This is a genomic window from Pseudomonas ekonensis, assembly GCF_019145435.1.
GTDB lineage: Bacteria > Pseudomonadota > Gammaproteobacteria > Pseudomonadales > Pseudomonadaceae > Aquipseudomonas > Aquipseudomonas ekonensis.
Genome location: NZ_JAHSTS010000003.1, coordinates 687940 through 712162 on the forward strand (window position 1 = coordinate 687940; position 24223 = coordinate 712162).

Sequence of the window (24223 nt, forward strand, 5' to 3'; positions counted from 1 at the left end):
CGCGGTATAACGCACGCCTCACGCCTGATTCTTTTCGCGTGGGGCGTTTTTTTGCGCCGTGGGCGGCGATTGCACTGAACCCCTGACCCGGCGTGCAGGTCGACTGGCTTGTACGGCTTGCGCCGAACCCCTAACGATCAGGAGCTGCCCATGGACTTCATCCGCATCATCATCGCCATCATCCTGCCGCCGCTGGGGGTGTTCCTTCAGGTCGGATTCGGCGGCGCGTTCTGGCTGAACATTCTGCTGACGTTGTGCGGGTACATTCCGGGGATCGTGCATGCGGTGTACATCATCGCCAAGCGTTGAGCGCTTCGGCGTCTGACGCCCGCGATGGGGTCAGTCGGTCTGACCCATCACCCGCCGATAAAACGCCCATTCCTGCTCCAGCGCATGGGCCTGGTTCGCGGCGCGGCGGAAGCCGTGGCGCTCTTCGGCGTAATAGTGCGCTTCGACCGGGATGCCGTTGCGCGCCAGCGCCGCCACCATGTCGCGGGTCTGCTGCGGCACTACGACCGCATCCAGTTCGCCCTGAAAGAAAATCACCGGCACGCCGATCTTGCCCGCGTGCAGCAGGGGCGTGCGGGCGGCGTAGCGTTCGGCGTCCCGCTGCGGGTCGCCGATCAGCCAGTCGAGGTAGTCGCCCTCGAACTTGTGGGTCGCCCGGCCCAGCGCCACCGGATCGCTGACCCCGTACAGGCTGGCGCCGGCGCGGAACACCCGGTGGAACGCCAGGGCGCACAAGGTCGTGTAGCCGCCGGCGCTGCCGCCACGGATGAAGGCGCGTTCGCCGTCGATCATGCCCCGTCCGGACAGATGCGCCACCACCGCACAGGCGTCCTCGACATCCACCTCGCCCCAGTTCAGGTGCAGAGCTTGCCGATATTCACGGCCGTAACCGCTGCTGCCCCGGTAGTTGAGGTCGGCGACGGCGAAGCCGCGTTGCGTCCAGTACTGGATGCGCGGATCGAGTATCGGGTAGCAGGCTGACGTGGGGCCGCCGTGGATGAACACCACCAGCGGCGGCCGGGCGTCGCCGTTCATGGCCGGATAGAAGAAGCCGTGGGCCTCGCCGCCTCCGCTGGGGTAGCGCAGGGTCTGCGGTTGGCTGATGCGTTCGGCGGGCAGCGGCGCAGTGCCCCCGGCCAGTACCGTCACGGCGTGCAAGGCCCGGTCGATGGCGATGATCGTCGACGGGCTCACGGGGGAGGCGGCGATGGCGTAGATGAAATGCTCATCCAGCGCGAGATGGCGGAAGCGGCTGTAAGCGCCGGTGAAGTCTTCGCCGGCGAGTGCCAGACGACCGAAGCCACCTTCGCTCCAGCTGGCCAGAAACGCCTCGCCCTGCGGCAGCCAGGTGCAGCCGCCCATCTGCCAGGGCGCCGGGGCGTGGTCGGCCTCGGCACTGGCCAATGGCTGCAAGCCTGCTGCGGACTCGACCCATGGCTGCCAATGCCCGCCGCGGTCGGTCAGGCACCCCAGCCGTCCCTCAGCATCGAAGCGCGGTTGCTGGATCGACTCTTCAGGCCCGTCCCCGGCGATGCATCGTGCAGCGCCAATCCCCTGCGCCGTACGTTCGGCCACCATCAGCCGGGTCGACGTCCACGGCTGATGCGGCCGGCTCCACTCGATCCAGGCCAGGCGCCGGCCGTCGGGGCTCATGACCGGCGCGGCGTAGAAGTCCGCGCCTTCGGCCAGCACCTGCCGTTGACCGTCAGCCAGACCGACGGCCACCAGACGGTGCCGGTCGCGCTGCTCCTCGACCGCCAGCACCTGGCCGTCATGGAAACCCAGGTCGCCGTAGCGACACTCGCCGCAGGTCAGCGCCGCGGGCGCCCCTTCCAGCGTCTGGCGGTAAAGCTGTTGATCCGCCTCGTTGACGAACACCACCCCGTCATCCGTCAGGCAGAACGCTCCGCCGCCGTATTCGTACACGCGGCTGCGCACGCTGAACCCGGACGGGGTCAGGCATCGGGCCTGCCCGTCCCGCCAGTGCCAGATCCGGCACGCGGCGTCCTGGGGTCGGTATTCGTTCCAGAACAGGCCAAGGGTGCCCAGTTGCAGCTCGGCGAAATCCACCCCGGCGGCGACGGCGGCGGTGGCGCTGAAAGGTTCAGCCCTTGGCGATGAGGCGTGAGTTTCGTTCATTGCGAAAGGCCAGTTGGTCGATGGTCTGGGTGGCGTGTTCGGCCTCTTCGCGGGCGGCCAGGATCACGCCGTGGTGTTCGGACTTGCTGCACACCGGGTCGGCGTTGCTCGCATCGCCGGTGAGCATGAAGGCCTGGCAGCGGCAGCCGCCGAAGTCCTGTTCCTTCTCGTCGCAGGAGCGGCACGGCTCGGGCATCCAGTCGTAGCCGCGGAAGCGGTTGAAGCCGAACGAGTCGTACCAGATGTGCTGCATGCTGTGGTCGCGCACGTTGGGGAACTGCACCGGCAACTGCCGGGCGCCGTGGCAGGGCAGGGCGGTGCCGTCCGGCGTGACCGTCAGGAACAGGCTGCCCCAGCCGTTCATGCAGGCCTTGGGGCGTTCTTCGTAGTAGTCCGGGGTGACGAAGATCAGCTTGCACGGATGCCCTTCGGCCTCCAGCCTGGCGCGGTATTGGTTGGTGATCCGCTCGGCGCGCACCAGTTGCTCGCGGGTCGGCAGCAGCCCGACGCGGTTGAGCTGCGCCCAGCCGTAGAACTGGCAGGTGGCGAGTTCGACGAAATCCGCCTCCAGCGCCAGGCACAGTTCGATGATGCGGTCGATCTTGTCGATGTTGTGCCGGTGGGTGACGAAGTTCAGCACCATCGGATAACCATGGGCCTTGACCGCCCGGGCCATCTCCAGCTTCTGGGCGAAGGCCTTCTTCGAACCGGCCAGCAGGTTGTTCACCTGCTCGTCGCTGGCCTGGAAGCTGATCTGGATATGATCGAGGCCGGCTTTCTTGAAGTCGCTGATCTTCTGCTCGGTGAGGCCGATGCCGGAGGTGATCAGGTTGGTGTAGAAGCCCAGCTTGCGCGCCTCGCCGATCAGCTCGGCGAGATCCTGGCGCACCAGCGGCTCGCCCCCGGAAAAGCCCAGTTGCGCCGCGCCCATCTCCCGCGCCTCGCGGAACACCTTGAGCCATTGCTCGGTGCTCAACTCCTGGCCTTGCTGCGCAAAGTCCAGCGGGTTGGAGCAGTACGGGCATTGCAGCGGGCAGCGGTAGGTCAGCTCGGCGAGCAGCCACAGCGGCAGGCCGACCTCAGGTTTGGGCGGCACCTGCACCGACGGTTCAGGCAAGGGTGATCCAGTGCTCTGCACGGGCAACCTCCATGAATTGCTCGATATCGTCACCGAGCTCCGGCACGCCGGGGAACTGCTGCGCGAGGGTGTCGATGATCGCGGCGACATCCCGCTCGCCATCGATCAGGCCGCCGATCAGCGCAGCGCTGTCGTTGAGCTTGATCATGCCTTCGGGGTACAGCAGCACGTGGCCTTTCTGCGCCGGCTCGTACTGGAAACGGTAGCCGGGGCGCCAGTGCGGGGTCAGGCTGCGGTCGAAGCTCATAGGGTGATTCCTTTATGCCAGACCCGTTCTCCGGTCACGCTGTGATACGGCGGGCGGTTCAGTTCGTAGGCCATGCTCATGGCGTCGAGCATGCTCCAAAGGATGTCCAGTTTGAACTGGAGAATTTCCAGCATGCGCTCCTGGCCCTCACGGGTCTGGCAGTGCTCCAGGGTGATCGCCAGGCCGTGCTCCACGTCCCGGCGCGCCTGGCCCAGGCGGGTGCGGAAGTATTCGTAGCCGGCCGGGTCGATCCACGGGTAATGCCGGGGCCAGCTGTCGAGGCGCGACTGGTGGATCTGCGGCGCGAACAGCTCGGTCAGCGAGCTGCTGGCGGCTTCCTGCCAACTGGCGCGGCGGGCGAAGTTGACGTAGGCGTCGACCGCGAAGCGCACGCCGGGCAGCACCAGCTCCTGGGAGCGCAGTTGGTCCGGGTCGAGGCCGACCGCTTGCCCCAGGCGCAGCCAGGCTTCGATGCCGCCGTCCTCGCCGGGCGCGCCGTCGTGGTCGAGCAGACGCTGGATCCACTCGCGGCGGATCTCGCGGTCCGGGCAGTTGGCCAGGATCGCCGCGTCCTTCAGGGGAATGTTCACTTGATAGTAGAAGCGATTGGCGACCCAGCCCTGGATCTGCCCGCGGGTGGCCCGGCCTTCATACATCGCCACGTGGTACGGGTGATGGATGTGGTAGTAGGCGCCCTTGGCGCGCAGCGCCGCCTCGAATTCGGCGGGGGACATTGGAGTGTCAGTCATGTCTGTTCTCCGGGAACGACCGTTGGATTCTCTGGTGTCTGTCAGGACGCCTTCGCTGGCAAGCCAGCTCCCGCAAGGTTGCGGGGCGTACGCAAAACCTGTGGGAGCCGGCTTGCCAGCGATGAGGCCCTCAGCTACAGCACAATACTCATGCCGTCATACGCCACTTCAACATTGCGCCGCACCAGTTGCGCACGCTCCGGCGAGTCTTCGTCGAGGATCGGGTTGGTGTTGTTGATGTGGATAAGTACCTTGCGCTGCTCGGGAAGCCGCTCCAGCACTTCCAGCATGCCGCCGGGGCCGTTCTGGGCCAGGTGGCCCATTTCGCGGCCGGTGCGGGTGCCGACGCCGCGGCGCTGCATTTCATCGTCGTCCCACAGCGTGCCGTCCACCAGCACGCAGTCGCTGCCGGCCATGATCTCCAGCAGCGGCGCATCGACCTTGCCCAGCCCCGGGGCGTAGAACAGCTTGCCGCCGGTGTTCAGGTCTTCGACGATCAGGCCGATGTTGTCGCCCGGGTGCGGGTCGAAGCGGTGCGGCGAATACGGCGGCGCCGCGCTGCGCAGGGGTAGCGGGGTGAAGCGCAGGTTCGGGCAGGCGGCGATGGTGAAGCTCTGGTCGAGCTCGATGCGGTTCCAGTCCAGTCCGCCGTTCCAGTGCTTGAGCATGTTGAACAGCGGGAAACCGGTGCTCAGGTCTTCGTGGACCATGTCCGTGCACCAGACCTGGTGCGGGCAACCTTCGCGCAGGCTGAGCAGGCCGGTGGTGTGGTCGATCTGGCTGTCCATCAGGATGATCGCGCCGATGCCGGTGTCACGCAGGGCGCGGCCCGGCTGCATAGGGGCGAAGCCCTGGAGCTGGGCGCGGATGTCCGGCGAGGCGTTGCACAGCACCCAGTTCACGCCGTCATCGGAGATCGCGATGGACGATTGGGTGCGGGCCCGGGCGTTCAGGCTGCCGTCGCGAAAGCCGGCGCAGTTGACGCAGTTGCAGTTCCACTGCGGAAAGCCGCCGCCGGCGGCCGAACCCAGAATCTGGACAAACATGAGCGCTCCATCATTTCAACGCGGAAAACAAAACGCCCCGGCGGGCCGAGGCGTTGCACTGCTGTGTTCTGCCAGGGGCAGGACTCAGCGGCTGGCGAAGTACATGGTGACTTCGAAGCCGATGCGCAGGTCGGTGTAGGCCGGTTTGGTCCAGGACATAAGGTGACTCCTCAATGGTTTTCGGGTGGTTGAGACAGCGCTATCCATAGGTATAGTCCACGGCAGCGCAATGACGTTCAAAATAGTTAGGCGGCTATGTTACTCAAAATTTCAGAGGCTTTGCCCGTGAATCTGCGAGAAAGCTCATTGCAGCTCAGGTAACGATCATTGCGCCGTTCGCCACGGCGCGCCCGGCGAAGGGCTGCTGGCCAGGCAGCGCCAGCCGCCTTCGGCCTGGATCAGGCGCTGCGCGGCGGCGGTCAGGGCCGGGCGCTCCAGGCGCTCGATGGCGGCGGCCAACTGCGTCAGATAATCCGACGGATGGCCGGCCAGCCTGGCCTGCCACAGCAGCTCGGCGGCGTCCTTCAGGGCGAGGCTTGCGGCGTCGAACTGATCGGCCAGCGCCTGGCGCTGTTGCAGGAGCGTTTGATCGTCGAGGTTTGCGACGAGCGCCGCGAGCGCGTCCATGAACTGCCGGATGTGTTCGAGCAATTCGGCAGGCGCAACGCTCGGCGACTGCACGCCGAACAGCAGCCCGGTCTGGCCGTGCACCGTGCGGATCCCGCTGAACACGGCATAACCCAATTGCAGCTCGACCCGCAGGCGTTGGTAGAACGGCGTCTGGCCGATGTGGGCCAGCAGGCGCCAGGCCGCTTCGTCGTCGAGCCCCTGGCTGGCGGCCGGGCAGAACAGCAGCAGCGCGTGCTCGCCGGACGCGGTGTCGAGGTGCGCCCAGAGCCGTTCGCCGTTGATCGCCGGCAGCGGCGCCAGTCGGTTGTCGGCGGTGCCCGGGATGCGGCTCAGGGCCAGGCCCATGGCCGATTGGGTTCTGGCGTTGAGACCGAGGGCCAGACCGTCCCAGCGCGAAGTTGTCCACAGGTGCGCGGCGTCGTCAGCGGTGGCGGCGGATTCCAGGCCTTGCTCCGGCAACGCCTTGAGCAACTGGCGGATCGGTATCAACGGCCTGTCCTGTTCGGCCGGCGGGGCATCGCCGTCCGTTTGCGTCAGCGTTTGCAGCGCCGATTCGAGGACCGCCGGCATCGGCTCCTGCAGGCCCGTGAGTTTCAGCAGCCATTGATTCCCCGTTGTCGTGAAGGACAGCTCGACCCCGGCCTGACGCGCGTCTTCGCTCACGTCTTGCAGAGCCCGTTGCAGCTTCGCCGGCAGCCCTTCGGCTGGGGCCGATGCGAGCACCCAGCGCAGAAACACCGCGCCTTCTTCGCCGGTATCCGGCAAGGCCTGGCTGAACTGCATCGCCGAGCGCTCCCGGCGGCTGCGCGAGCGATCCTGGGCAAAGGTGCGCAGGCCTCGGTGGGCGCTGGTCTGGCCGCGGATCAGATTGGCGTTGGCCAGCGGCGGCGCTTCGCGCAGGAACGGATTGGCGGCGGGCAAATGCCAACGGTCGCTGAAGTTATCCACAACGCCGAGCTGACGGAGAACTTGCTCGAGCGCTGTGGCGCCGGCATCGGACAGGTGGTTTTCCAGGGGCTCACTGTCCGCCCGCGCCGATTGCAGCGCGCCGCTGACCTGCTGGCGGCGTTGCAGCAGTGTCGCGTATTCCTTGCGCAAGGCCGGCCAGTCCTGTTGTGCAGCAAAGAAGCTCAACCAGTCGTGCAGCGCTTCGACGAGGGTGTCTGTGCCAGCGGCGGGGGTACTGAACTGCACATGCAGCAAGGCTTGCCCGCCGAAGCGGTACAGCGGCTCGGCCTTCAGCCCTTGCGCCAATCCCTGATGGCGAAGATGGGCGAGCAGCCCGCCGGGTTTGGCGTTGTTCAGCCAATGGCAGAGGAACGCCATCGCTTCGGCGGATCCTTCCGGCAGATCCTCAAGGGCGAACAACTGATGGATCCGCCCCTCAGCGACCTGTTGATAACTGTTTGCCGATCCCGCCATCAGCGGCACGGGAGGCGTTTGCGCAACCTTATCCCCAACCGGCAACGCCGCGTCGAACTGCCGGGCCAGGGCTTGCAATGCTTCGAGGCTCTGCGGGCCGACCAGGCTCAGGGTCATCTGGCCGGTGCGGTAGCAGCGCTGATGGAAGCCTTTCAACGCCTGCTGAAACTCCTCCTGCGGCACGGGCAGGCTGTCCCGGTTGCCGGCATGGAACCCGCGCAGCGGATGGTCGGCCGCCAGACCTGCGTACAGCGCATGTTGTTGCTGGGCCGCCGCATCTTGAGACCAGGCGACGAATTCCGCGTGCAGCACTTCCCGTTCGCGCAACTGTTCGTCCGGATACATGCGGGGATGGGCGAGCATGTCCGACAGACGCTCTAGCCCTCCGGTGAAGGACGCGGTCGGCAGCTCAACGAAAAAGTCCGTGGTGCGTTCGCGGGTGCTGGCGTTCACCTGGCCGCCGTGGCTCTGCACGTAGGCCATCAGCCCCTGCTGCGCGGGAAAGCGCTCGGTGCCGAGAAACAGCAGATGCTCCAGGAAATGCGCCATGCCCGGCCACGCCAACGGCACGTCATGGCTGCCGGCGGCCACCCGCAGCACGGCAGCGCTGCGCGTCAGGCCGGGTACATGGCGCAGGGTCACGCGCAAGCCGTTGGCCAGGGTTTCGGTGTAGGGGCGGGGATGAGTCGGCACAGGCATGGGCACTTCCAGAACGGTGAGGTGCCCATGCTAGCGGATTACGCGGGGTCAGCGTTTGTTCAGTGCGTCGTACAGCTCTGGGCGACGATCGGTGAAGTAGCGGTTGGCGGCGCGGGAATCGGCCATCAGGCGCCGGTCCAGCTCGCCGACGATCAAGGCTTCGTCCAGGCCGGCCTGGGCGATTCGGCTGCCGTCCGGCGCGGCGATGCTGCTCTGGCCGCAGTAGTGGATGTCGCCTTCATGGCCGCAGTAATTGGCATAGGCCACGTAGCATTGGTTTTCGAAGGCGCGGGAACGGACGGTGACGTCGGCGATGAAGTCGTACGGCACCATGTTCGCCGTCGGCACCAGGATCAGCTCGGCGCCTTGCAGAGCCAGGCGCCGGGCGTTCTCCGGGAACTCCACGTCGTAGCAGATCAGGAAACCGAGCTTCCAGCCGTTGAGCTCGACGATGGGGAACTCATCTTCGCCGGGGCTGAACATCGACCGGTCGAGATCGCCGAACAGGTGCGTCTTGCGGTAGTTGCACAGGCGCTCGCCCCGGGCGTCGATCAATTGCACGGCGTTGTAGATCTGCCCGTCGGCGGCGCGCTCGGGGTAGCCGTACAGGATCGCCAGGCCGGCGGCCTTGGCGATCCGTCCGATCTGTTGCGCCCACTCACCGTTGTAGACCTCGGCCAGCGTACCGACCGCTTCCTGGCCGATGTTGTAGCCGGTCATGAACATCTCCGGCAGCACCAGCAGGTCGGCGCCCTTGGCCTCCATCGCCACTCGCTGGAGGCGCTGCAGGTTCGCGGCCGGTTCCAGCGGCTGCGGCGGACATTGGTAAAGGGCTACGCGCATCAGGGATTCCTCTTACTCGGGCAAGGCGACTGGGCCGATGTCTTTGAACACGTCACCCGGGCCCGGGTTCTCTTTATGGGTGGCGCCGCCGAAGTGTTTCATGATTCCCCACACCGCGTTGAGCGAAGTCTGCACCGCGCCTTCGACCCACGCCGGCGTCCACGACACGTCATCGCCGGCGATGAAGATCCCGCGCTGTTCGGCCGGCATCTCGTCCTGCATGAAGTGCGCGTACATGCGCTGGTTGTAGCGGTAGTGGCCGGGCAGGGCGCCCTTGAAGGCACCGAGGAAGTGCGGGTCGGCTTCCCACGACACGGTGATCGGATCGCCGATGATGCGCGAGGCGATGTCGACCTTCGGGTAGATCTTCTTCAACGCGTCCAGCGCCAGTTTCACGCGCTTTTCCACCGGGTGCGGGAGCATCTTCAACGCGTCGCTCATCCACGAGTACGACAGGCAGATCACGCCCGGCTTGTCGTCGCCGTTGTCGAACAGATAGGTGCCGCGGGTGAGGCGGTCGGTGAGGGTCATGCTCATCAGGTCGCGGCCGGTTTCCGGATCCTTGTCCTTCCAGAACGGCCGGTCGACCATCACGAAGGTCTTCGACGACTGCATGTAGCGGGTGCGGTCGAGGGCCATCCACATCTTTTGCGAGAACAGGGTCTCTTCGCATTCGATCTGGGTGGTCAGCAGCCAACTCTGGCAGGTGGTCAGCACGGCGGCGTACTCGCGGGTGTCGCCGTTGTTGTCGGTGACGGCGAAACGGCCGCCCGGCGCATGGGCGATCTTCTTCACGCCCGAACGCGGCGCGCCGCGGTGCAGCGATTTCAGGCTGGTGCCTTGCGGCCAGTGCACGCAACGCTCCGGCACGTGCCGCCAGATGCCTTGCGGCACCTGTTCCACGCCGCCGACCACCAGGTGCTGGTGATCGTCGCAGTTGGTCATCACCACGCGGAAGATTTCCAGCATCGAGTTGGGGAAGTCCGAGTCCCAGCCGCCGGTGCCGAAGCCGACCTGGCCGAACACTTCGCGGTGGTGGAACGACAGTTTGGCGAACGCCTTGGAGGTGGCGACAAAGTCGTAGAACGTGCGGTCGTCCCACAGCGGCACGAGGGTGTTCCACAGCTCCTTGAGGCGCGGCACGTCGCGGTCGCGGATCGCCTGCTGGATCTCGCCGAAGCGCGCGCCGTCCTCCAGGGCGTCCGCCCAGGCGTCGGCCACTTCCTGGAACAGTGCAGGAAGATCCGCCAGTTTCTGGGCGTAATGGGTCTTGCCTTCCAGGTCGATCACGGTGCTGCCGGAGGCCGGCGTCAGCGGGTTGGGGAAAGGTTTGGTTTCCAGGCCGAGCTTGTCGACATAGTGGTAGAACGCGGTGGACGACACCGGGAAACGCATACCGCCCAGTTCCGCGACGATGCCGTCGGTGCCGTTGAACGCCTGGGAGCGCAGGCGGCCACCGAGCTTGGAGGCCTCGTAGACTACGGGCTTGAGGCCCAGCTTCATCAGCTCGTACGCGGCCACCAGCCCGGCGATGCCGGCGCCGACGATCGCCACTTCCGCGCCGTGGTGCTGCTCGGGAATGCTGCCCAGGCCGGCCGGGTGTTCGATCCAGTCGTCGAAGGCGAAGGGGAAGTCCGGGCCGAAGATGGTGACCGGTTTTTTACCGTCTGCAGGATGGCGATTGTTCTTGTTCATGGCTGACCTTGCTGGCGACCCGACGCAGGATGCGCGTCTGAGTATAGGAAAAGATGCCGGCCATTCTAGGGAGCGCAGAACACGTTAATAAGACGCAATGTGTCGTCGTTATGCCGTTTTATCAGTCGATATGACGATATATCTGTGCATAGTGACTAGTTCAGGAGCGAGCCTGGTCGCGAAGAGGCCCGACCGCACAACCAATATGCCGAACCCGGGGGTCAAACCGGCTGCCCTCGGTCAATCTTGCTGCTCAGGATGATCGACGTGGTCGTCTTTTCCACCCCGTCCACGCTGCCGATCTGGTCGAGCAACTGATCCAGCTGCTCCGGCGAGTCGGTGCGCAGCCACGCCACATAATCGAATTCACCACTCACCGCACACAGTTGCTGCACCTGCGCCATGGCGCTGAGCCGGCGCAACACCTCTTTCCCGGAGCGGGGTTGCACGGTGATGCCCACGTACGCCTGCAATCCGCCGTCCACCACCCGCTGGCCCAGGCGCACGCCGTAACCGGTGATGACCTTGGCCTTTTCCAGCCGTGCCAGCCGTGACGTCACGGTGGTGCGGGCGATCCCCAATTGCCGCGCAAGCATCGCCACGCTCTCGCGGGCGTTGATTTGCAGGGCGGCGATCAGCTGACGGTCGATTTCGTCGAGCACGGGCGGGCGGATGTCAGGCAAAGGGCGTCTCCAGGGGCGCGGACGGATGGGCTGCATGTTACAGATTCAGGCGGGAGAGCGCTTACGGCCGACAATCGAAGGGTTTCTGGACTGTCTGGTTTATTTCTATTGCGACACATTGCGGCGGGCAACCGTGTGCGCAGCGGCGAACGGGTGTGGGCCTGGGATCCGGGCAACCCGAACATCACCAAGCGCCCGCCGCCCGATGACCTGCGTGTCGCCCAAGACCGGAAGGCAGTACATCCTGCTGGCGGCGGGCGGGGCGCGAATTTGGCGAAATGGGTGGAAGCTGGGCACTGTGTCGCCAGTGTATTGTTTTTTGTACCGCGGAGCGGTCAGGTTTTTCGGCCATGACGTTGTTCGCCTGGTAAAAATGTGATCAGGGTTGTTGCAAGGTGGCAATTACACACCTAACATGCCCGCCTTCTCTCACCCGACAGCAAAGGAGGTACATCATGCAACAGTTGATCACCCTTTGCAGGTCGCGCCTGGCTTGAACGCATTCGCCGCTACTCGTTAGCGGTACAGCAACGCCCGGCCTCTGGCCTGCCAATCCGAACATCTTTTTGTTTCAACCCATCAGGATTGGACTATGGGCACTTGCATTCGCAATTTGTCCGACGGCGCCGTATTGGTCGCCGCGGACGACACCTGGATCGAAGGAAAAGCGATCCAACAACTCGAAACCACCGCTCGCCTAGGGGGCATGCATCGGGTGGCCGGCATGCCGGACCTGCATCCGGGGCGTGGCTATCCGGTCGGCGCGGCATTCTTTTCCGTGGGGCGTTTGTACCCGACGCTGGTCGGCAATGACATCGGCTGTGGCATGGCGCTGTGGCGCACGGACATCCCGACCGCCAAGCTGCATCTGGACAAGCTGGAGAAACGCCTTGGCAACCTCGACCTGCCGCTCGACGAGACGTGGCAGGAAGCCGTCGCCAGCTTCGGTTTGCCTGCCACGGGGCACGAGCGTTCTCTAGGCACCATTGGTGGTGGTAACCACTTCGCCGAGTTGCAGCAACTCGATGAAGGCTACGACGATGCGGCCCTGGCAGCCTTGGGCATCGAGCGCAAACACCTGCTGTTGCTGGTGCACAGCGGCTCGCGTGGTTTGGGCGAGGCGATCTTGCGTGAGCAGGTCGACCTGTTCGGTCATCACGGACTGGAGGCGGGCAGCGAGGCCAGCACTCATTACCTGAGCCGGCACAACGGCGCGCTGCGTTTTGCCGAAGCCAACCGTCAGTTGATTGCCCGGCGCATGCTCGACCGCTTGCGTGCCGATGGCGATGTACTGCTCGACATCAACCACAACCTGGTGTCGCCAGCGCAGGTCGACGGGCTCGATGGCTGGCTGCATCGCAAAGGCGCCACACCGTCGGATCAGGGGGCGGTGGTGATCCCTGGTTCGCGCGGCGACTACAGCTACTTGGTACAGCCGATCGCCGACGAGCGCAGCCTGTTGTCCCTGGCCCATGGCGCCGGACGCAAATGGATGCGCAGCGAGTGCAAGGACCGCCTCGCCTCGCGCTACAGCGTCGAGCAACTGAGTCGTACGGCACTAGGCAGCCGCGTGATCTGCGCCGACCGGGCGCTGATCTACGAGGAAGCGCCGGAGGCCTACAAGGCTATCGACTCGGTGGTGGGTGCCTTGCGTGAAGCGGGGTTGGTTCGCGTGCTGGCACGACTGAAACCGGTGCTCACCTACAAGACGCGCGGAGGGTGCTGCTGATGATCCTGCTGCAACTCTCGGCGGCTCAGGGGCCGGAAGAATGTGCCCTGGCAGTGGCCAAGGCATTGCTCAGGCTGCAGGCCGAAGCGGATGCCCAGGCCGTGGCGGTACGGATAGTCGAAGAAGAGCCGGGGCCGCGGCGCGGTACCTTGCGCTCGGTGTTGCTGGCACTGGATGGCGAGCAGGCCGAGCGCCTGGCGGATCACTGGACGGGCTCGCTGCAATGGACGTGCAACAGTCCGTACCGGCCGGGGCATGCGCGCAAGAACTGGTTCTTTGGGGGCGCACGGTTTGCGCCGCCGGCACCGGAATTGGCGAGCGAGATCCACTTCGAGACCTTGCGTTCGTCCGGGCCGGGTGGTCAGCATGTCAACACCACCGACTCGGCAGTGCGCGCCACGCACCTGGCCAGCGGCGTCAGCGTCAAGGTACAGAGCGAGCGTAGCCAGCACGCCAACAAACGCTTGGCGCTGCTGCTCATCGGTCAACGCCTGGCGCAACAGGCAGAGCAGGTCGACAGCGAACTGCGCGCGGAGCGGCGGTTGTTCCATCACCGCATCGAGCGTGGCAATCCACGTCGGGTGTTTCGTGGCGAACGCTTCGAGCCGGCTGACGAGTAGATTGTGTGCGAATAGTCGTCGAGCAAAAGTCAGGCCGGGCGGCGTAGGCGACGCCGGCCCCACAAAAACGGATGAGGAAAGGACCCGGCTCGCACTCGGGTTTACGAGTTGCAAAGGAGCATTCCGTATCTGAGGCGATTCCGCCAAAAACGCAAAAGCCGCGCATTCGCGCGGCTTTTTGATGTCTGGTGGGCCCACACGGACTCGAACCGTGGACCAAAGGATTATGAGTCCTCTGCTCTAACCGACTGAGCTATAGGCCCTCAGTAGGCGGCGGATTATAGCGACGGTTTGGCGGCTGTGCTATCCGAAAAATCCGATACGGCGATGCGCAGAAACGTGGCGGCGAACTCTTCGGGCGGCAAGGGCAGGCTGACGATGTAGCCCTGGATCTGTTCGCAGCCTTCGGCGGCGAGGAACTGCTCCTGGGCCTGGGACTCCACGCCTTCGGCGATCACGGTGAACTGCATGCTGCGGCCCAGGGCGATGATGGCGCGGACGATGGCTGCGTCGTGCGGGTCGTCGGGCAGGCCGCGGACGAAGGACTGGTCGATCTTGAGGATGTCCAGCGGCAGGCGCTTGAGGTAACTGAGCGAGGAATAGCCGGTGCCGAAGTCGTCGATGGCCAGTTGCACGCCCAGGCGCTTGAGCTGGTGCAGCACCGCGAGAGCCTCTTCGGCCTGGCTCATGATGAAGTTTTCGGTGATCTCCAACTGCAAAAGGTCCGGCCTGAGGCGGTTGTCCTTGAGCAGTTGCTCGATGCGGCCCAGCAGGTTCGGCTGGCGCAGCTGGGCGCCGGCGAGGTTGACCGACAGCGGTCCGAGGCTTTCGTAGATTTGGTTCCACTCGAACATCTGCCGGCAGGCGGTCTCCAGCACCCAGTCGCCGATCTGCAGGATCATGCCGTTCTCTTCGGCCAGCGGAATGAAATGCTCCGGCGGCACCTCGCCGAAGTTGGGGTGGCGCCAGCGGATCAGGGCTTCGGCGCCGACCAGGCGGTGGTCGTCGAGGCTGATTTTCGGCTGGTAGTAGAGGTACAGCTCATCGCGCTCGATGGCCCGGCGCAGTTCGTGCTCCAGGGCCACGCGTTCGCTGGCCTGGGCGGTGAGGTCGCGGGTGTAGCTTTCGACGCGGTTGCGGCCCTTGGCCTTGGAGCGGTACATCGCCGCGTCGGCGTTCTTGACCAGCGTGGCCACGTCGCAACCGTCCCGAGGGTAGAGGCTGGTGCCGATGCTGGCGCTGATGAAGAACTCGTGCTCGCCGGCCTGGAACGGCGCGCTGAAGCAGTGCAGCAGCTTGTTGGCGATGTGGTCGGCGTCGCTGGCCTGCTGCAGGCCGGGCAACAGGATGATGAACTCGTCGCCGCCCAGGCGGGCGACGGTGTCGATGTCGCGCAGCTGTTCCTTCAGGCGCACGGCGATGCCCTTGAGCAGCAGGTCGCCGACCGGGTGGCCGAGGCTGTCGTTGATGTGTTTGAAGCGGTCGAGGTCCAGGAACAGCACCGCGCCCTGGCCGCCGTCTTCTTGTTGGCTGTTCAGTGCCATGAGCAACCGGTTTTCGAACAGGGTGCGGTTCGGCAGGCCGGTGAGGGGGTCGTGGTGGGCCTGGTAGTCGAGCTTGGCCTGGGCGTGCTTGAGGCTGGAGATGTCGGCGAACACCGCGACGAAGTGGGTGATGGAGCGGTCGCGGTTGCGCACGGCGCTGATGGTCAGCCAGCTGGGGTAGAGTTCGCCGTTCTTGCGCCGGTTGGAGATTTCGCCCTGCCAGTGGCCTTCGTCGGTCAACTGGTGCCACATGGCGGCATAGAAGGCGCTGTCGTGCAGGCCCGACGCCAGCAAGCGAGGGGTGTGGCCCAGGGCCTCGCTTTCGCTGTAGCCGGTGATTTCGGTGAAGGCGCGGTTGACGGCGCTGATGTGCTGCTGGGTGTCGGTGATCAGCACGCCTTCGGCGGTGCTTTCGAACACCGTGGCCGCCTGCTGCAGTTTCTCCTGCATCAGGTGCCGTTCGGTGATGTCCCGGGCGATGGTCAGCATGCAGTCGTCCTCGCCGATCGGCAGCGGGCGGCTGGAGACCTCGCAGAGCCGGATCTGCCCGTCGCTGCGGCGGATGTGGCAGCTGAAGTCGCGCACGTAGCCGTCGCGGTGCAGCAGGTCGAGCATCTGCTTGCGTTCGTTGAGGTTGACCCAGATCCCGAGATCCAGCGCCGAGCGATCCACCGACATGGCGCTGTTGTAGCCGGTGATGCGGCTGAAGCCTTCGTTGACCTCCAGCAGCAGACCGTCGCTCTGGCGCGACAGGAGCAGGCCGTCCGGCGAGGCATGGAACGCCTTGGCGAACTTTTCCTCGGAGGTCTGCAGCTGTTGCTGGGTTTCCTTGAGCTGGGAGATGTCGCGCACCACCACCACCAGGGCCGGCGTGGTGTCCAGGTCGAACGGTTCGGCGGAGATCAGGCCGGTGAACAGTTGGCCGTTGCTGCGCCGAAAGGGCATCTCCAGGTTGCGGATGCTGCCGGCCTGCAGGCGTTGCAGCAGGCCGGGGCCGACGCCGGGAATGCCCCAGATGTTGAGTTCGGTGGCGGTCTGGCCGATCACCTCTTCGGCCTTCAGCCCGATCTGCTCTTCGAAGGCTTCGTTGACCTCCAGCAGGCAGCCGTCGGACAGCCGGGCGATGACCAGGATGTCCGGGCACTGCTGGAACACCGAGGCGAATTTCTGTTCCGACAGCCGCAGCGCTTCTTCCGTGCGCTTGGCTTCGCTGATGTCGATCATCAGGCCGCGCATCACCGGCTCGTGGCCGTGTTCGATCAGGCTGACGATGTCGCGGACCCACAGGCAGCGGCCGTCGGCGGTGATCACCCGGTAGTCCAGGCTGTGGTCGCGCCCGGCCTGCACCTCGTGGTCGCAGAAGGTCTGGGCCCGGGTCAGGTCCGCCGGGTGGATGATGTTGCGCCAGAAGCCGGGGATCAGCCAGTGGGAGAGCGGATAACCGAGCAGATCCTCGGCGTGGGGCGAGACGTAGCTGTAGGTGAAATCGCTGATCCGCGCTTCCCAGGCGATGGCCGACAGGCTCTCCACCAGGCCCCGGTAGTGGTACTCGCTGCTGCGCAGCTCCTGTTCGAGATCGATACGCCGGGCGATCTCCGAACTCAGGCGGCGGTTGATGCGGATCACCACCGCCAGCACGCTGAACAGCAACAGCAGGCCCGGCAGGCCGTATATCAGAAGATCCGACCAGAATGTCCGGTGATCGAGGACGTTGCCGACCCAATGCTCCTGGATACTGCTGATTTCCTCCGGAGACATGTCGGCGAGCACCTTGTCCAGGATGGTCACCAGCATCTTGTTGTCCCGGGGGACGGCCATCGCCAGCTGGTAGCGGTAGGGTGTCTCGCCGCTGACGTACAGGCCGTCGAGCTTGAGTTGGCGCAGGCTCCAGACGCTGGAGGCGAGGTCGCCGACCACGGCGTCCACCTCGTCGGTGGCCAGGGCCTGGAGCGCCGAACTGACGTTGGGCATGGCCACCAGGTTCAGGTCGGGGTGGTGGGTGCGCAGCAATTCATGGGGTGCGTAGTTTTCCACCACGGCGATTTTCAGGCCGTACAGATCGTCCAGTTTGCGCGGCTGCGGGCCACCGACGTGGGCGAGGATGACGATCGGGAAGTCCAGGTACGGACGGGTGAACGCCAGGTAGGTCTGGCGCTCCGGGGTGGACATGATGCCCGGCAGCAGGTCCAGGCTGCCCTGTTTCGCTTGCTCCAGCACCACCGTCCAGCTCACCGGCTCTATGGGCGTGAGCTTGATTGCCAGGCGCTGGCGGATCACGTCGATGTAGTCCGCCGCCAGGCCCTGGTAGCGGTTCTGGTCGTCCCGGAACTCGAAGGGCGGCCACGAGGCGTCCACGCCCAGGCGCAAGTCCGGGTGAGCCGCCAGCCAGGCACGTTCTTCGTCGGTCAGAGTCAGCGCGCCAGCCGTTGCGGTCCAGGTGATCAGCGACAGCAAAAAAAGCACGGTCGGCAGTCTGGGCATAACGGTCTCGTTATGGCACGGGGGAATGTTTCGAGTGTAGACGGGCTGCGCGGGGGGAGGGAGGGGCGGGGGATTTAATCTGCCGCAAAACAAAACCCCCGGCCTGGGCCGGGGGTTCTGGTGTCACTCGTCGAGGAAGGAGCGCAGATGCTCGCTCCGCGTCGGGTGGCGCAGCTTGCGCAGCGCCTTGGCTTCGATCTGACGGATCCGCTCGCGGGTCACGTCGAACTGCTTGCCGACCTCTTCCAGCGTGTGGTCGGTGTTCATGTCGATGCCGAAACGCATCCGCAGCACCTTGGCTTCACGGGCGGTGAGGCCGGACAGCACTTCGCGGGTCGCTTCCTTCAGGCTCTCCACGGTGGCGACATCGATCGGCGACTGCATGGTCGAGTCTTCGATGAAGTCACCCAGATGGGAGTCTTCGTCATCACCGATCGGGGTTTCCATGGAGATCGGCTCTTTGGCGATCTTCAGTACCTTGCGGATCTTGTCCTCAGGCATCTCCATGCGCTCGCCCAGCTCTTCCGGCGTCGGTTCGCGACCCATTTCCTGCAGCATCTGGCGGGAAATGCGGTTGAGCTTGTTGATCGTCTCGATCATGTGCACCGGAATACGGATGGTGCGCGCCTGGTCGGCGATCGAACGGGTGATGGCTTGACGGATCCACCAGGTCGCGTAGGTCGAGAACTTGTAGCCGCGACGGTATTCGAACTTGTCCACCGCCTTCATCAGGCCGATGTTGCCTTCCTGGATCAGGTCGAGGAACTGCAGGCCGCGGTTGGTGTACTTCTTGGCGATGGAGATCACCAGACGCAGGTTCGCCTCGACCATCTCTTTCTTCGCGCGGCGGGCCTTGGCCTCACCGATCGACATGCGACGGTTGATGTCCTTGATCTCGGCGATGGTCAGGCCGGTTTCGGTCTCCAGCGCGACCAGCTTCTGCTGGCAACGGATGATGTCCGGCTGCAGGCGGGCGATGGCTTCGGCGTATTTGCCTTTGCCTTTGGCCAGGGCATCGGACCAGCTCTCGTCGACTTCGTTGCCCGGGAACTGGCGCAGGAAGTCGGCACGCGGCATGCGGGCGTCACGCACGCACAGCTGCATGATCGCGCGCTCTTGCTGACGCAGGCGGTCCAGGGCGCTGCGGACACGCTCGACCAGGCCTTCGAATTGCTTCGGCACCAGTTTGATCGGCATGAACAGGTCGGCCAGAACCAACAGCTCGGCAATCGCCGCCTTGTTGTGGCGACCGTGCTTCTTCAGCGCCTTGCGGGTGATTTCCATCTGCTCGGCGACCGCGCCGAAACGCTGGGCGGCGATGACCGGATCCGGGCCGCTTTCGGCTTCTTCTTCGTCATCGGAAGATTCGGCGTCGTCATCGTCGTCGGACTCTTCCTCTTTCGCGGCCTTGGCGTCGAGCGGCGGCGGCACTTCGGCGGCCGGCGGCGCAGTGCCGTCGTCCGGATCGATGTAGCCGCTCAGCACGTCGGACAGGCGGCCGCCTTCGGACGTGACGCGGTCGTACTCGGAGAGGATGTGCTCGACGGTGCCGGGGAAGTGGGCGATCGCGCTCATCACTTCACGGATGCCTTCTTCGATCCGCTTGGCGATCTCGATTTCGCCTTCGCGGGTCAGAAGCTCGACCGTACCCATTTCGCGCATGTACATGCGCACGGGATCCGTGGTGCGACCGATGTCGGTCTCCACCGCCGCGAGCGCGGCGGCTGCTTCTTCCGCAGCGGCCTCGTCGGTATCGGCGTCGGCCAGCATAAGGGCGTCCGCATCCGGAGCACTCTCGTGTACGGGGATCCCCATGTCGTTAATCATGCGGATGATGTCTTCCACCTGCTCCGGATCTGAAATATCCTCGGGCAGGTGGTCGTTGACCTCGGCGTAAGTCAGATATTTCTGCTCACGGCCCAGTTTGATCAACTCAATAATACGAGACTGCTGTTGCGCTTTTCCGGACATAACACCCTATCCACTGAAGGTCTTGGCGGGCAAAAAACAAGCCGAGGATTATACCTGAGCTATGACCTCACGCGCCAGTTGAGGTCGGGTTTGAAGCGGGAACATTGCGACTCAACAGGTCGCGCAGCTGGTTTTTTTCGTCGCTGCTCAGTTCGCTTTGACGGGCTTTTCTGAGCAGTTGTTCCAGATTCCGTTCGCGTTGACGGGCTGACAGACTGGAAATGGTGTCGAAAAACTGTTGTTCAAGGTTGTCTCCGTCGATCAGCCATTCCTTCTCGGCCAGCGCCCTGAGCAGGCGACCTTGTTCGGTTCCGTGCCATCGCGCGATCAACTGAATTGAGTTTAGCTTGGGATTCTTCTGTACGGCTTCGAGCAGGGCCACCAGCAATTGCGCGTTGGTCTGGCTTTCGTCCGCGAAGTGCCCGGCGTCCTCGACCTTCTCCGCCAGTTGCGGATGGTGCAGCAAGGTCCGCAGGGCGGCCTGGATCGGCGGCTCGACCGCGGCAGGCACCCGGGGTGTGCGCGGCTGGTCGCGGTCCCCGCCGCGCTTGCCGTTCTTGTCCCAGGGCTTCTTTTCCCACTTCTTGCCGCCGGAACCGGATTTCTTCGGCGTCCACTCCTGCTGCGGCGCGTACATTTCCGCCGCTTGCGGTTGATGGTAGTCGCTGTAGTCCGGCATCGCCCCGTAATCGATACCGGGATCGTACGCCGGCGGCGCTTCCTGCGGCGCGCTCTGGGCCAGTTGGCTGACGGTTTCGCTGTTCAGGCCGGTGATTTCGGTCAGGCGCTGACGCATCAGGATCCGCAGGTTGGCGCCCGGCACCTTTTCGATCAGCGGTGCCGCGAGGGTGACCATGTGCGCCTTGCCCTCGAGCGAACGGGGATCGGCCTCTTCGGTCAGTTGCTGGAAGAAGTAGTCCGCCAGCGGCTGCGCATGTTGGTTGATCCGGGCGCGGAAGGCATCGGTGCCCTCGGCGCGGATCAGCGTATCCGGGTCTTCGCCTTCGGGCAGGAACAGAAAACGCGCGCGTCGGCCGTCCTGCAGGCTCGACAGCGTGGCTTCCAGGGCGCGCCAGGCGGCGTTGCGGCCGGCCTGGTCGCCGTCGAAGCAGAACAGGACGTTGGGCACCACGCGGAACAGGCGCTTCATGTGCTCTTCGCTGGTCGCCGTGCCAAGCGTCGCGACGCCGTTGCGCAGGCCTTGCTGGGCCAGGGCGATGACGTCCATGTAGCCCTCGACGACGATGATCTCGTCGAGGTTGCGGTTGTTCTTGCGGGCTTCGTACAGGCCGTAGAGTTCCTGGCCCTTGTGGAACACCGGAGTCTCCGGCGAGTTCAGGTACTTGGGCTTGTCGTCCCCCAGCACCCTGCCGCCGAACGCGATGATCCGGCCGCGGGTGTCGCGGATCGGGAACATCACCCGGTCGCGGAAGCGGTCGTAGCGCTTGCCGGTCTCGGCGTTCTCGATCAGCAGCCCGGCATCGATCATGGCCTTTTGCTGCAGGGTGTCGCTGCTCAAGTGCTTGAACAGGTTGTCCCAGCCCGGCGGGGCGAACCCCAGGCCGAAGTCCCGGGCGATCTCGCCGGTCAGGCCACGGCCCTTGAGGTAGTCCACGGCGGCCTTGCGCGCCGGGTGGCTCTTGAGCGCCTGCCGGTAGAAGTCGGCCGCCGCGGTCAGCAGCGGGTACAGCGGCGAATCGGTCGGCTGGCGCGGCTTGTGCGAACGGCCGCCTTCCTCCCGCGGGACTTCCATGCCGGCGGCCTTGGCCAGGTCCTCGACCGCCTGGGGGAAATCCAGGTTGTCGTGGTCCATGAGGAAGCCGAGGGCGTTGCCGCCCGCGCCGCAGCCGAAGCAGTAGTAGAACTGCTTGTCGGGGCTGACGCTGAACGACGGGGTCTTTTCCTTGTGGAACGGGCAGCACGCGGTGAAGTTCTTGCCGGCCTTCTTCAATTGCACGCGCGAACTGACCACGTCGACGATGTCGGTGCGGTTCAGAAGGTCGTCAATGAAGCTCTGGGGGATCAACCCGGCCATGGCGTTCTCGTCGTCTGCGCTCAAAGGATCCGATGCGATGGGCGCAAAGGACGTGGCTCATCCGGCGGGGCGCGTGCTTTCGGCGGCTCGACCGGTGTCGTCTGCGTGATCGCTGTCGGGAAGTGTATCTGCCGAAATTCCCTTGGCGTTAGCAGCCATCGGATTCCGACCGTTTGAAAGTGTTGCGCTGAATCCGCTGACGGCCGGTATGCGGCCTCGGATAGCTCATGAAGCAGGCAGGTGCCTTGGGCTGATCGTCGTGAGAGGAATCAGTGGGTGTGCTCGTCGGCAGCCTTGAAAGGCCCGTCAGAAAAGACGTGCACCGCTGGCAAAGGAGCCAGGCCTGACGCGGTGAAGCGGATTTGTCTCGGTCGCATGTGCGGCTTCGACGGTGAAGCATCAAGCGTTTTCCGCAAATGCCATAAGCCCGGCGGAAGGCCGGGCTTGGCAGAAGCTTGCTACGAACGTCTGCGTATCAGTACAGACGAACGGCGCGGCGCTGTTCGCGCTGAACTTTCTTGGCGTGACGCTTAACAGCGGCTGCTGCCTTGCGCTTACGCTCGGAAGTTGGCTTCTCGTAAAATTCGCGGCTACGAACTTCAGCCAGTACACCGGCTTTTTCGCAGGAGCGCTTGAAACGACGCAGAGCTACGTCGAAGGGTTCATTCTCTTTAACTTTGACGGCTGGCATCCAGAGCTACCTTCATTCATTACCGGGGTCAACATCCTCGCGGCAAAAGAGCACTTGAAGACGTCGGTTTTTAAGGGTTGCGGATGTTAACCCCTCAACGCTCGGAATGCAAAGCCTCTGATCGAAAACCGCTGGTCGGAGCATCACGCGGCGACTATCATGCGCGCCTTCGAATTTAGCCTAAACAAGGCCAGAACCCATGCTAGTACTGGGATTGGAAACGTCCTGCGACGAAACCGGCGTCGCGCTCTACGACAGTGAACGCGGCCTTCTGGCGGACGCGCTGTTCAGTCAGATCGACCTGCACCGCGTCTACGGCGGCGTGGTGCCGGAGCTGGCCTCCCGCGACCACGTCAAGCGCATGCTGCCGCTGATCCGGCAGGTGCTGGCGGAGGCCGACTGCGTGCCGACCGAGATCGACGCGATCGCCTACACCGCAGGCCCCGGCCTGGTCGGAGCCCTGCTGGTGGGCGCCTCCTGCGCCCAGGCGCTGGCGTTCGCCTGGGGCATTCCGGCGCTGGGCGTGCACCACATGGAAGGCCATCTGCTGGCGCCGATGCTCGAGGCGCAGCCGCCGGAGTTTCCGTTCGTCGCTTTGTTGGTCTCCGGTGGCCATACGCAACTGGTCCAGGTCGATGGCATCGGCCAATACGCCTTGCTCGGCGAAACCCTCGACGATGCCGCCGGCGAAGCCTTCGACAAGACCGCCAAGATGATGGGGCTGAACTATCCGGGCGGGCCCGAGATCGCCAAGGCCGCCGAGCGGGGCGTTGCCGGCCGGTTCACCTTCCCGCGTCCGATGTGCGACCGTCCGGGCCTTGATTTCAGTTTCAGCGGCCTGAAGACCTTCGCCCTCAACACCTGGCAACAGAGCGTCAGCGCCGGGGACGACGGCGAGCAAGCCCGTTGCGACATCGCGCTGGCGTTCCAGCAGGCCGTGGTGGAGACTTTGACCATCAAGTGCAAGCGTGCCCTCAAGCAAGCCGGCATGAAGCGCCTGGTGATCGCCGGCGGCGTCAGCGCCAACCGGGCGTTGCGTGCGTCGCTGGAGAAGATGCTCGGCGACATGAAGGGCAGCGTGTTCTACGCCCGTCCCCAGTTCTGCACCGACAACGGCGCGATGATCGCGTTCGCCGGTTGCCAGCGGTTGCAGGCCGGCCAGCAGGAAAGCCTGGCGATCACCGTGCAGGCGCGCTGGCCGATGGAGCAGTTGTCCGCGCTGGGATGAGCGTCGTTCAAGGACGGCATTCAAAAATGCCGTTCGCGCCCGGCGAACAGGTCGCGTAGATTGCCCCGGTGCCGCCAGACGATCAGCAGCGTGAGCGTGCTCATCGGCAGCAGTGCGGCCGGTTCCTGCCAGGCCAGCAGCGGCAGGGTGAGGGGGGTGGCGATCAGGGCCGCGAGCGAGCTGGTGCGGGTCAGGTAGAACGTCAGCAGCCAGGCGCCTATGGCCAGCAGCGCGGCGGGCGGATACAGCCCCAGCAGCATGCCGGCCGCCGTGGCGACGCCTTTGCCGCCGCGGAAACGGAAATACAGCGGGAACAGGTGACCGATCACGGCGCAGACGCCGATCCAGGCCTGGTCCTGCAGCGACAGGCCGGCCGCCGAAGCGATCAGCACCGGCAGCAGGCCTTTGCACAGATCGCCGAGCAAGGTCAGGACCGCCAGTTTGCGGCCGGCCAGGCGCAGCATGTTGGTGGCGCCGGCATTGCCCGAGCCGCTCATTCGCGGATCCGGGTTTCCGGTCAGGCGGCTGAGCAAGATGGCGAAGGACAGCGAGCCGAGCAGGTAGGCGAAAACCGCCAGTGACCAAAACATGCTAACTATTCCGGGCGAGGACGCCCTGATTCTA

Annotated in this window: 19 protein-coding genes and 1 tRNA gene; 4 read left to right on the top strand and 16 right to left on the bottom strand. The window is 64.9% G+C overall.

Annotated features, from left to right (window positions below; genetic code table 11):
* The first annotated feature begins 150 nt into the window (after positions 1–150).
* Complete coding sequence (locus KVG96_RS27095) at positions 151–309, top strand: YqaE/Pmp3 family membrane protein (RefSeq protein ID WP_065259115.1); 159 nt, start codon at positions 151–153, stop codon at positions 307–309.
* A 30-nt stretch (positions 310–339) separates the two neighbouring features.
* Here the strand turns inward: KVG96_RS27095 and KVG96_RS27100 are convergent, their stop codons facing one another.
* The 10 genes from KVG96_RS27100 to KVG96_RS27145 all read right to left on the bottom strand — a co-directional run bounded on the left by KVG96_RS27100 (position 340) and on the right by KVG96_RS27145 (position 11300).
* Positions 340–2148, bottom strand: coding sequence for a S9 family peptidase (locus KVG96_RS27100; protein WP_217894750.1), 1809 nt, complete (start codon positions 2146–2148; stop codon positions 340–342).
* Positions 2114–3286, bottom strand: coding sequence for a pyrroloquinoline quinone biosynthesis protein PqqE (pqqE, locus tag KVG96_RS27105; protein WP_217894751.1), 1173 nt, complete (start codon positions 3284–3286; stop codon positions 2114–2116). The genes KVG96_RS27100 and pqqE overlap by 35 nt, the downstream gene beginning before the upstream one ends.
* Complete coding sequence (pqqD, locus tag KVG96_RS27110) at positions 3258–3533, bottom strand: pyrroloquinoline quinone biosynthesis peptide chaperone PqqD (protein WP_217894752.1); 276 nt, start codon at positions 3531–3533, stop codon at positions 3258–3260. Before pqqD ends, pqqE begins: the two co-directional genes overlap by 29 nt.
* Positions 3530–4282, bottom strand: a complete 753-nt coding sequence (gene pqqC, locus KVG96_RS27115) for a pyrroloquinoline-quinone synthase PqqC (RefSeq protein WP_217894753.1) — start codon at positions 4280–4282, stop codon at positions 3530–3532. The genes pqqD and pqqC overlap by 4 nt, the downstream gene beginning before the upstream one ends.
* Positions 4283–4416: 134 nt before the next feature.
* Positions 4417–5328: a pyrroloquinoline quinone biosynthesis protein PqqB gene (gene pqqB / locus KVG96_RS27120; protein ID WP_217894754.1), complete on the bottom strand. Its 912-nt coding sequence runs from the start codon at positions 5326–5328 to the stop codon at positions 4417–4419.
* A gap of 84 nt (positions 5329–5412) precedes the next feature.
* Positions 5413–5487: a pyrroloquinoline quinone precursor peptide PqqA gene (pqqA, locus tag KVG96_RS27125; RefSeq protein ID WP_003422658.1), complete on the bottom strand. Its 75-nt coding sequence runs from the start codon at positions 5485–5487 to the stop codon at positions 5413–5415.
* 165 nt (positions 5488–5652) lie between these two features.
* Positions 5653–8079 carry a pyrroloquinoline quinone biosynthesis protein PqqF gene (gene pqqF / locus KVG96_RS27130; protein ID WP_217894755.1) on the bottom strand — a complete coding sequence of 809 codons (2427 nt, stop codon included), beginning with the start codon at positions 8077–8079 and terminating at the stop codon, positions 5653–5655.
* 48 nt (positions 8080–8127) lie between these two features.
* Positions 8128–8922, bottom strand: coding sequence for a carbon-nitrogen hydrolase family protein (locus KVG96_RS27135; protein WP_217894756.1), 795 nt, complete (start codon positions 8920–8922; stop codon positions 8128–8130).
* 12 nt (positions 8923–8934) lie between these two features.
* Entirely contained in the window at positions 8935–10617 is a 1683-nt protein-coding gene (locus tag KVG96_RS27140) for a flavin monoamine oxidase family protein (protein WP_085586300.1), read from the bottom strand.
* A 221-nt stretch (positions 10618–10838) separates the two neighbouring features.
* On the bottom strand, positions 10839–11300 hold the full coding sequence (locus KVG96_RS27145) for an Lrp/AsnC family transcriptional regulator (protein ID WP_046029956.1): 462 nt from the start codon (positions 11298–11300) through the stop codon (positions 10839–10841).
* Positions 11301–11892: 592 nt separating this feature from the next.
* Here KVG96_RS27145 and KVG96_RS27150 point away from each other — a divergent pair.
* Both KVG96_RS27150 and prfH read left to right on the top strand, forming a co-directional pair.
* On the top strand, positions 11893–13029 hold the full coding sequence (locus KVG96_RS27150) for an RNA ligase RtcB family protein (RefSeq protein WP_217894757.1): 1137 nt from the start codon (positions 11893–11895) through the stop codon (positions 13027–13029).
* Positions 13029–13649: a peptide chain release factor H gene (gene prfH / locus KVG96_RS27155; protein WP_217894758.1), complete on the top strand. Its 621-nt coding sequence runs from the start codon at positions 13029–13031 to the stop codon at positions 13647–13649. Before KVG96_RS27150 ends, prfH begins: the two co-directional genes overlap by 1 nt.
* Positions 13650–13835: 186 nt before the next feature.
* On the opposite strand, the gene KVG96_RS27160 is transcribed toward prfH, so the two are convergent.
* The 5 genes from KVG96_RS27160 to rpsU form a co-directional block, all read right to left on the bottom strand.
* Positions 13836–13912 (bottom strand) — tRNA-Ile (locus KVG96_RS27160).
* Between the two features lie 15 nt (positions 13913–13927).
* On the bottom strand, positions 13928–17674 hold the full coding sequence (locus tag KVG96_RS27165) for a bifunctional diguanylate cyclase/phosphodiesterase (RefSeq protein WP_217894759.1): 3747 nt from the start codon (positions 17672–17674) through the stop codon (positions 13928–13930).
* Between the two features lie 123 nt (positions 17675–17797).
* Entirely contained in the window at positions 17798–19645 is a 1848-nt protein-coding gene (gene rpoD / locus KVG96_RS27170) for an RNA polymerase sigma factor RpoD (RefSeq protein WP_217894760.1), read from the bottom strand.
* Between the two features lie 67 nt (positions 19646–19712).
* Positions 19713–21680: a DNA primase gene (gene dnaG / locus KVG96_RS27175; RefSeq protein ID WP_217894761.1), complete on the bottom strand. Its 1968-nt coding sequence runs from the start codon at positions 21678–21680 to the stop codon at positions 19713–19715.
* A gap of 475 nt (positions 21681–22155) precedes the next feature.
* The gene (gene rpsU, locus KVG96_RS27180; RefSeq protein ID WP_002551877.1) at positions 22156–22371 is read right to left on the bottom strand and encodes a 30S ribosomal protein S21; all 216 of its coding nucleotides are present in this window, start codon (positions 22369–22371) and stop codon (positions 22156–22158) included.
* Between the two features lie 199 nt (positions 22372–22570).
* Here rpsU and tsaD point away from each other — a divergent pair, with 199 nt between their 5' ends.
* Positions 22571–23599 (top strand): tRNA (adenosine(37)-N6)-threonylcarbamoyltransferase complex transferase subunit TsaD, encoded by a 1029-nt coding sequence (gene tsaD, locus KVG96_RS27185; protein ID WP_217894762.1) that lies wholly within the window; start codon positions 22571–22573, stop codon positions 23597–23599.
* Positions 23600–23619: 20 nt separating this feature from the next.
* Here tsaD and plsY read toward each other — a convergent pair whose 3' ends face one another.
* On the bottom strand, positions 23620–24189 hold the full coding sequence (plsY, locus tag KVG96_RS27190) for a glycerol-3-phosphate 1-O-acyltransferase PlsY (protein ID WP_217894763.1): 570 nt from the start codon (positions 24187–24189) through the stop codon (positions 23620–23622).
* Between the last annotated feature and the right edge of the window lie 34 nt (positions 24190–24223).

Bases quoted from the DNA above. Each gene is read 5' to 3' on its own strand.
- dnaG (WP_217894761.1), bottom strand. From the start codon at position 21,680: ATGGCCGGGTTGATCCCCCAGAGCTTCATTGACGACCTTCTGAACCGC.
- KVG96_RS27140 (WP_085586300.1), bottom strand. From the start codon at position 10,617: ATGAACAAGAACAATCGCCATCCTGCAGACGGTAAAAAACCGGTCACC.
- KVG96_RS27150 (WP_217894757.1), top strand. From the start codon at position 11,893: ATGGGCACTTGCATTCGCAATTTGTCCGACGGCGCCGTATTGGTCGCC.
- KVG96_RS27135 (WP_217894756.1), bottom strand. From the start codon at position 8,922: ATGCGCGTAGCCCTTTACCAATGTCCGCCGCAGCCGCTGGAACCGGCC.
- pqqF (WP_217894755.1), bottom strand. From the start codon at position 8,079: ATGCCTGTGCCGACTCATCCCCGCCCCTACACCGAAACCCTGGCCAAC.
- pqqC (WP_217894753.1), bottom strand. From the start codon at position 4,282: ATGACTGACACTCCAATGTCCCCCGCCGAATTCGAGGCGGCGCTGCGC.
- KVG96_RS27165 (WP_217894759.1), bottom strand. From the start codon at position 17,674: ATGCCCAGACTGCCGACCGTGCTTTTTTTGCTGTCGCTGATCACCTGG.
- pqqD (WP_217894752.1), bottom strand. From the start codon at position 3,533: ATGAGCTTCGACCGCAGCCTGACCCCGCACTGGCGCCCCGGCTACCGT.
- rpsU (WP_002551877.1), bottom strand. From the start codon at position 22,371: ATGCCAGCCGTCAAAGTTAAAGAGAATGAACCCTTCGACGTAGCTCTG.
- prfH (WP_217894758.1), top strand. From the start codon at position 13,029: ATGATCCTGCTGCAACTCTCGGCGGCTCAGGGGCCGGAAGAATGTGCC.
- rpoD (WP_217894760.1), bottom strand. From the start codon at position 19,645: ATGTCCGGAAAAGCGCAACAGCAGTCTCGTATTATTGAGTTGATCAAA.
- KVG96_RS27100 (WP_217894750.1), bottom strand. From the start codon at position 2,148: ATGAACGAAACTCACGCCTCATCGCCAAGGGCTGAACCTTTCAGCGCC.
- KVG96_RS27095 (WP_065259115.1), top strand. From the start codon at position 151: ATGGACTTCATCCGCATCATCATCGCCATCATCCTGCCGCCGCTGGGG.
- tsaD (WP_217894762.1), top strand. From the start codon at position 22,571: ATGCTAGTACTGGGATTGGAAACGTCCTGCGACGAAACCGGCGTCGCG.
- plsY (WP_217894763.1), bottom strand. From the start codon at position 24,189: ATGTTTTGGTCACTGGCGGTTTTCGCCTACCTGCTCGGCTCGCTGTCC.
- pqqB (WP_217894754.1), bottom strand. From the start codon at position 5,328: ATGTTTGTCCAGATTCTGGGTTCGGCCGCCGGCGGCGGCTTTCCGCAG.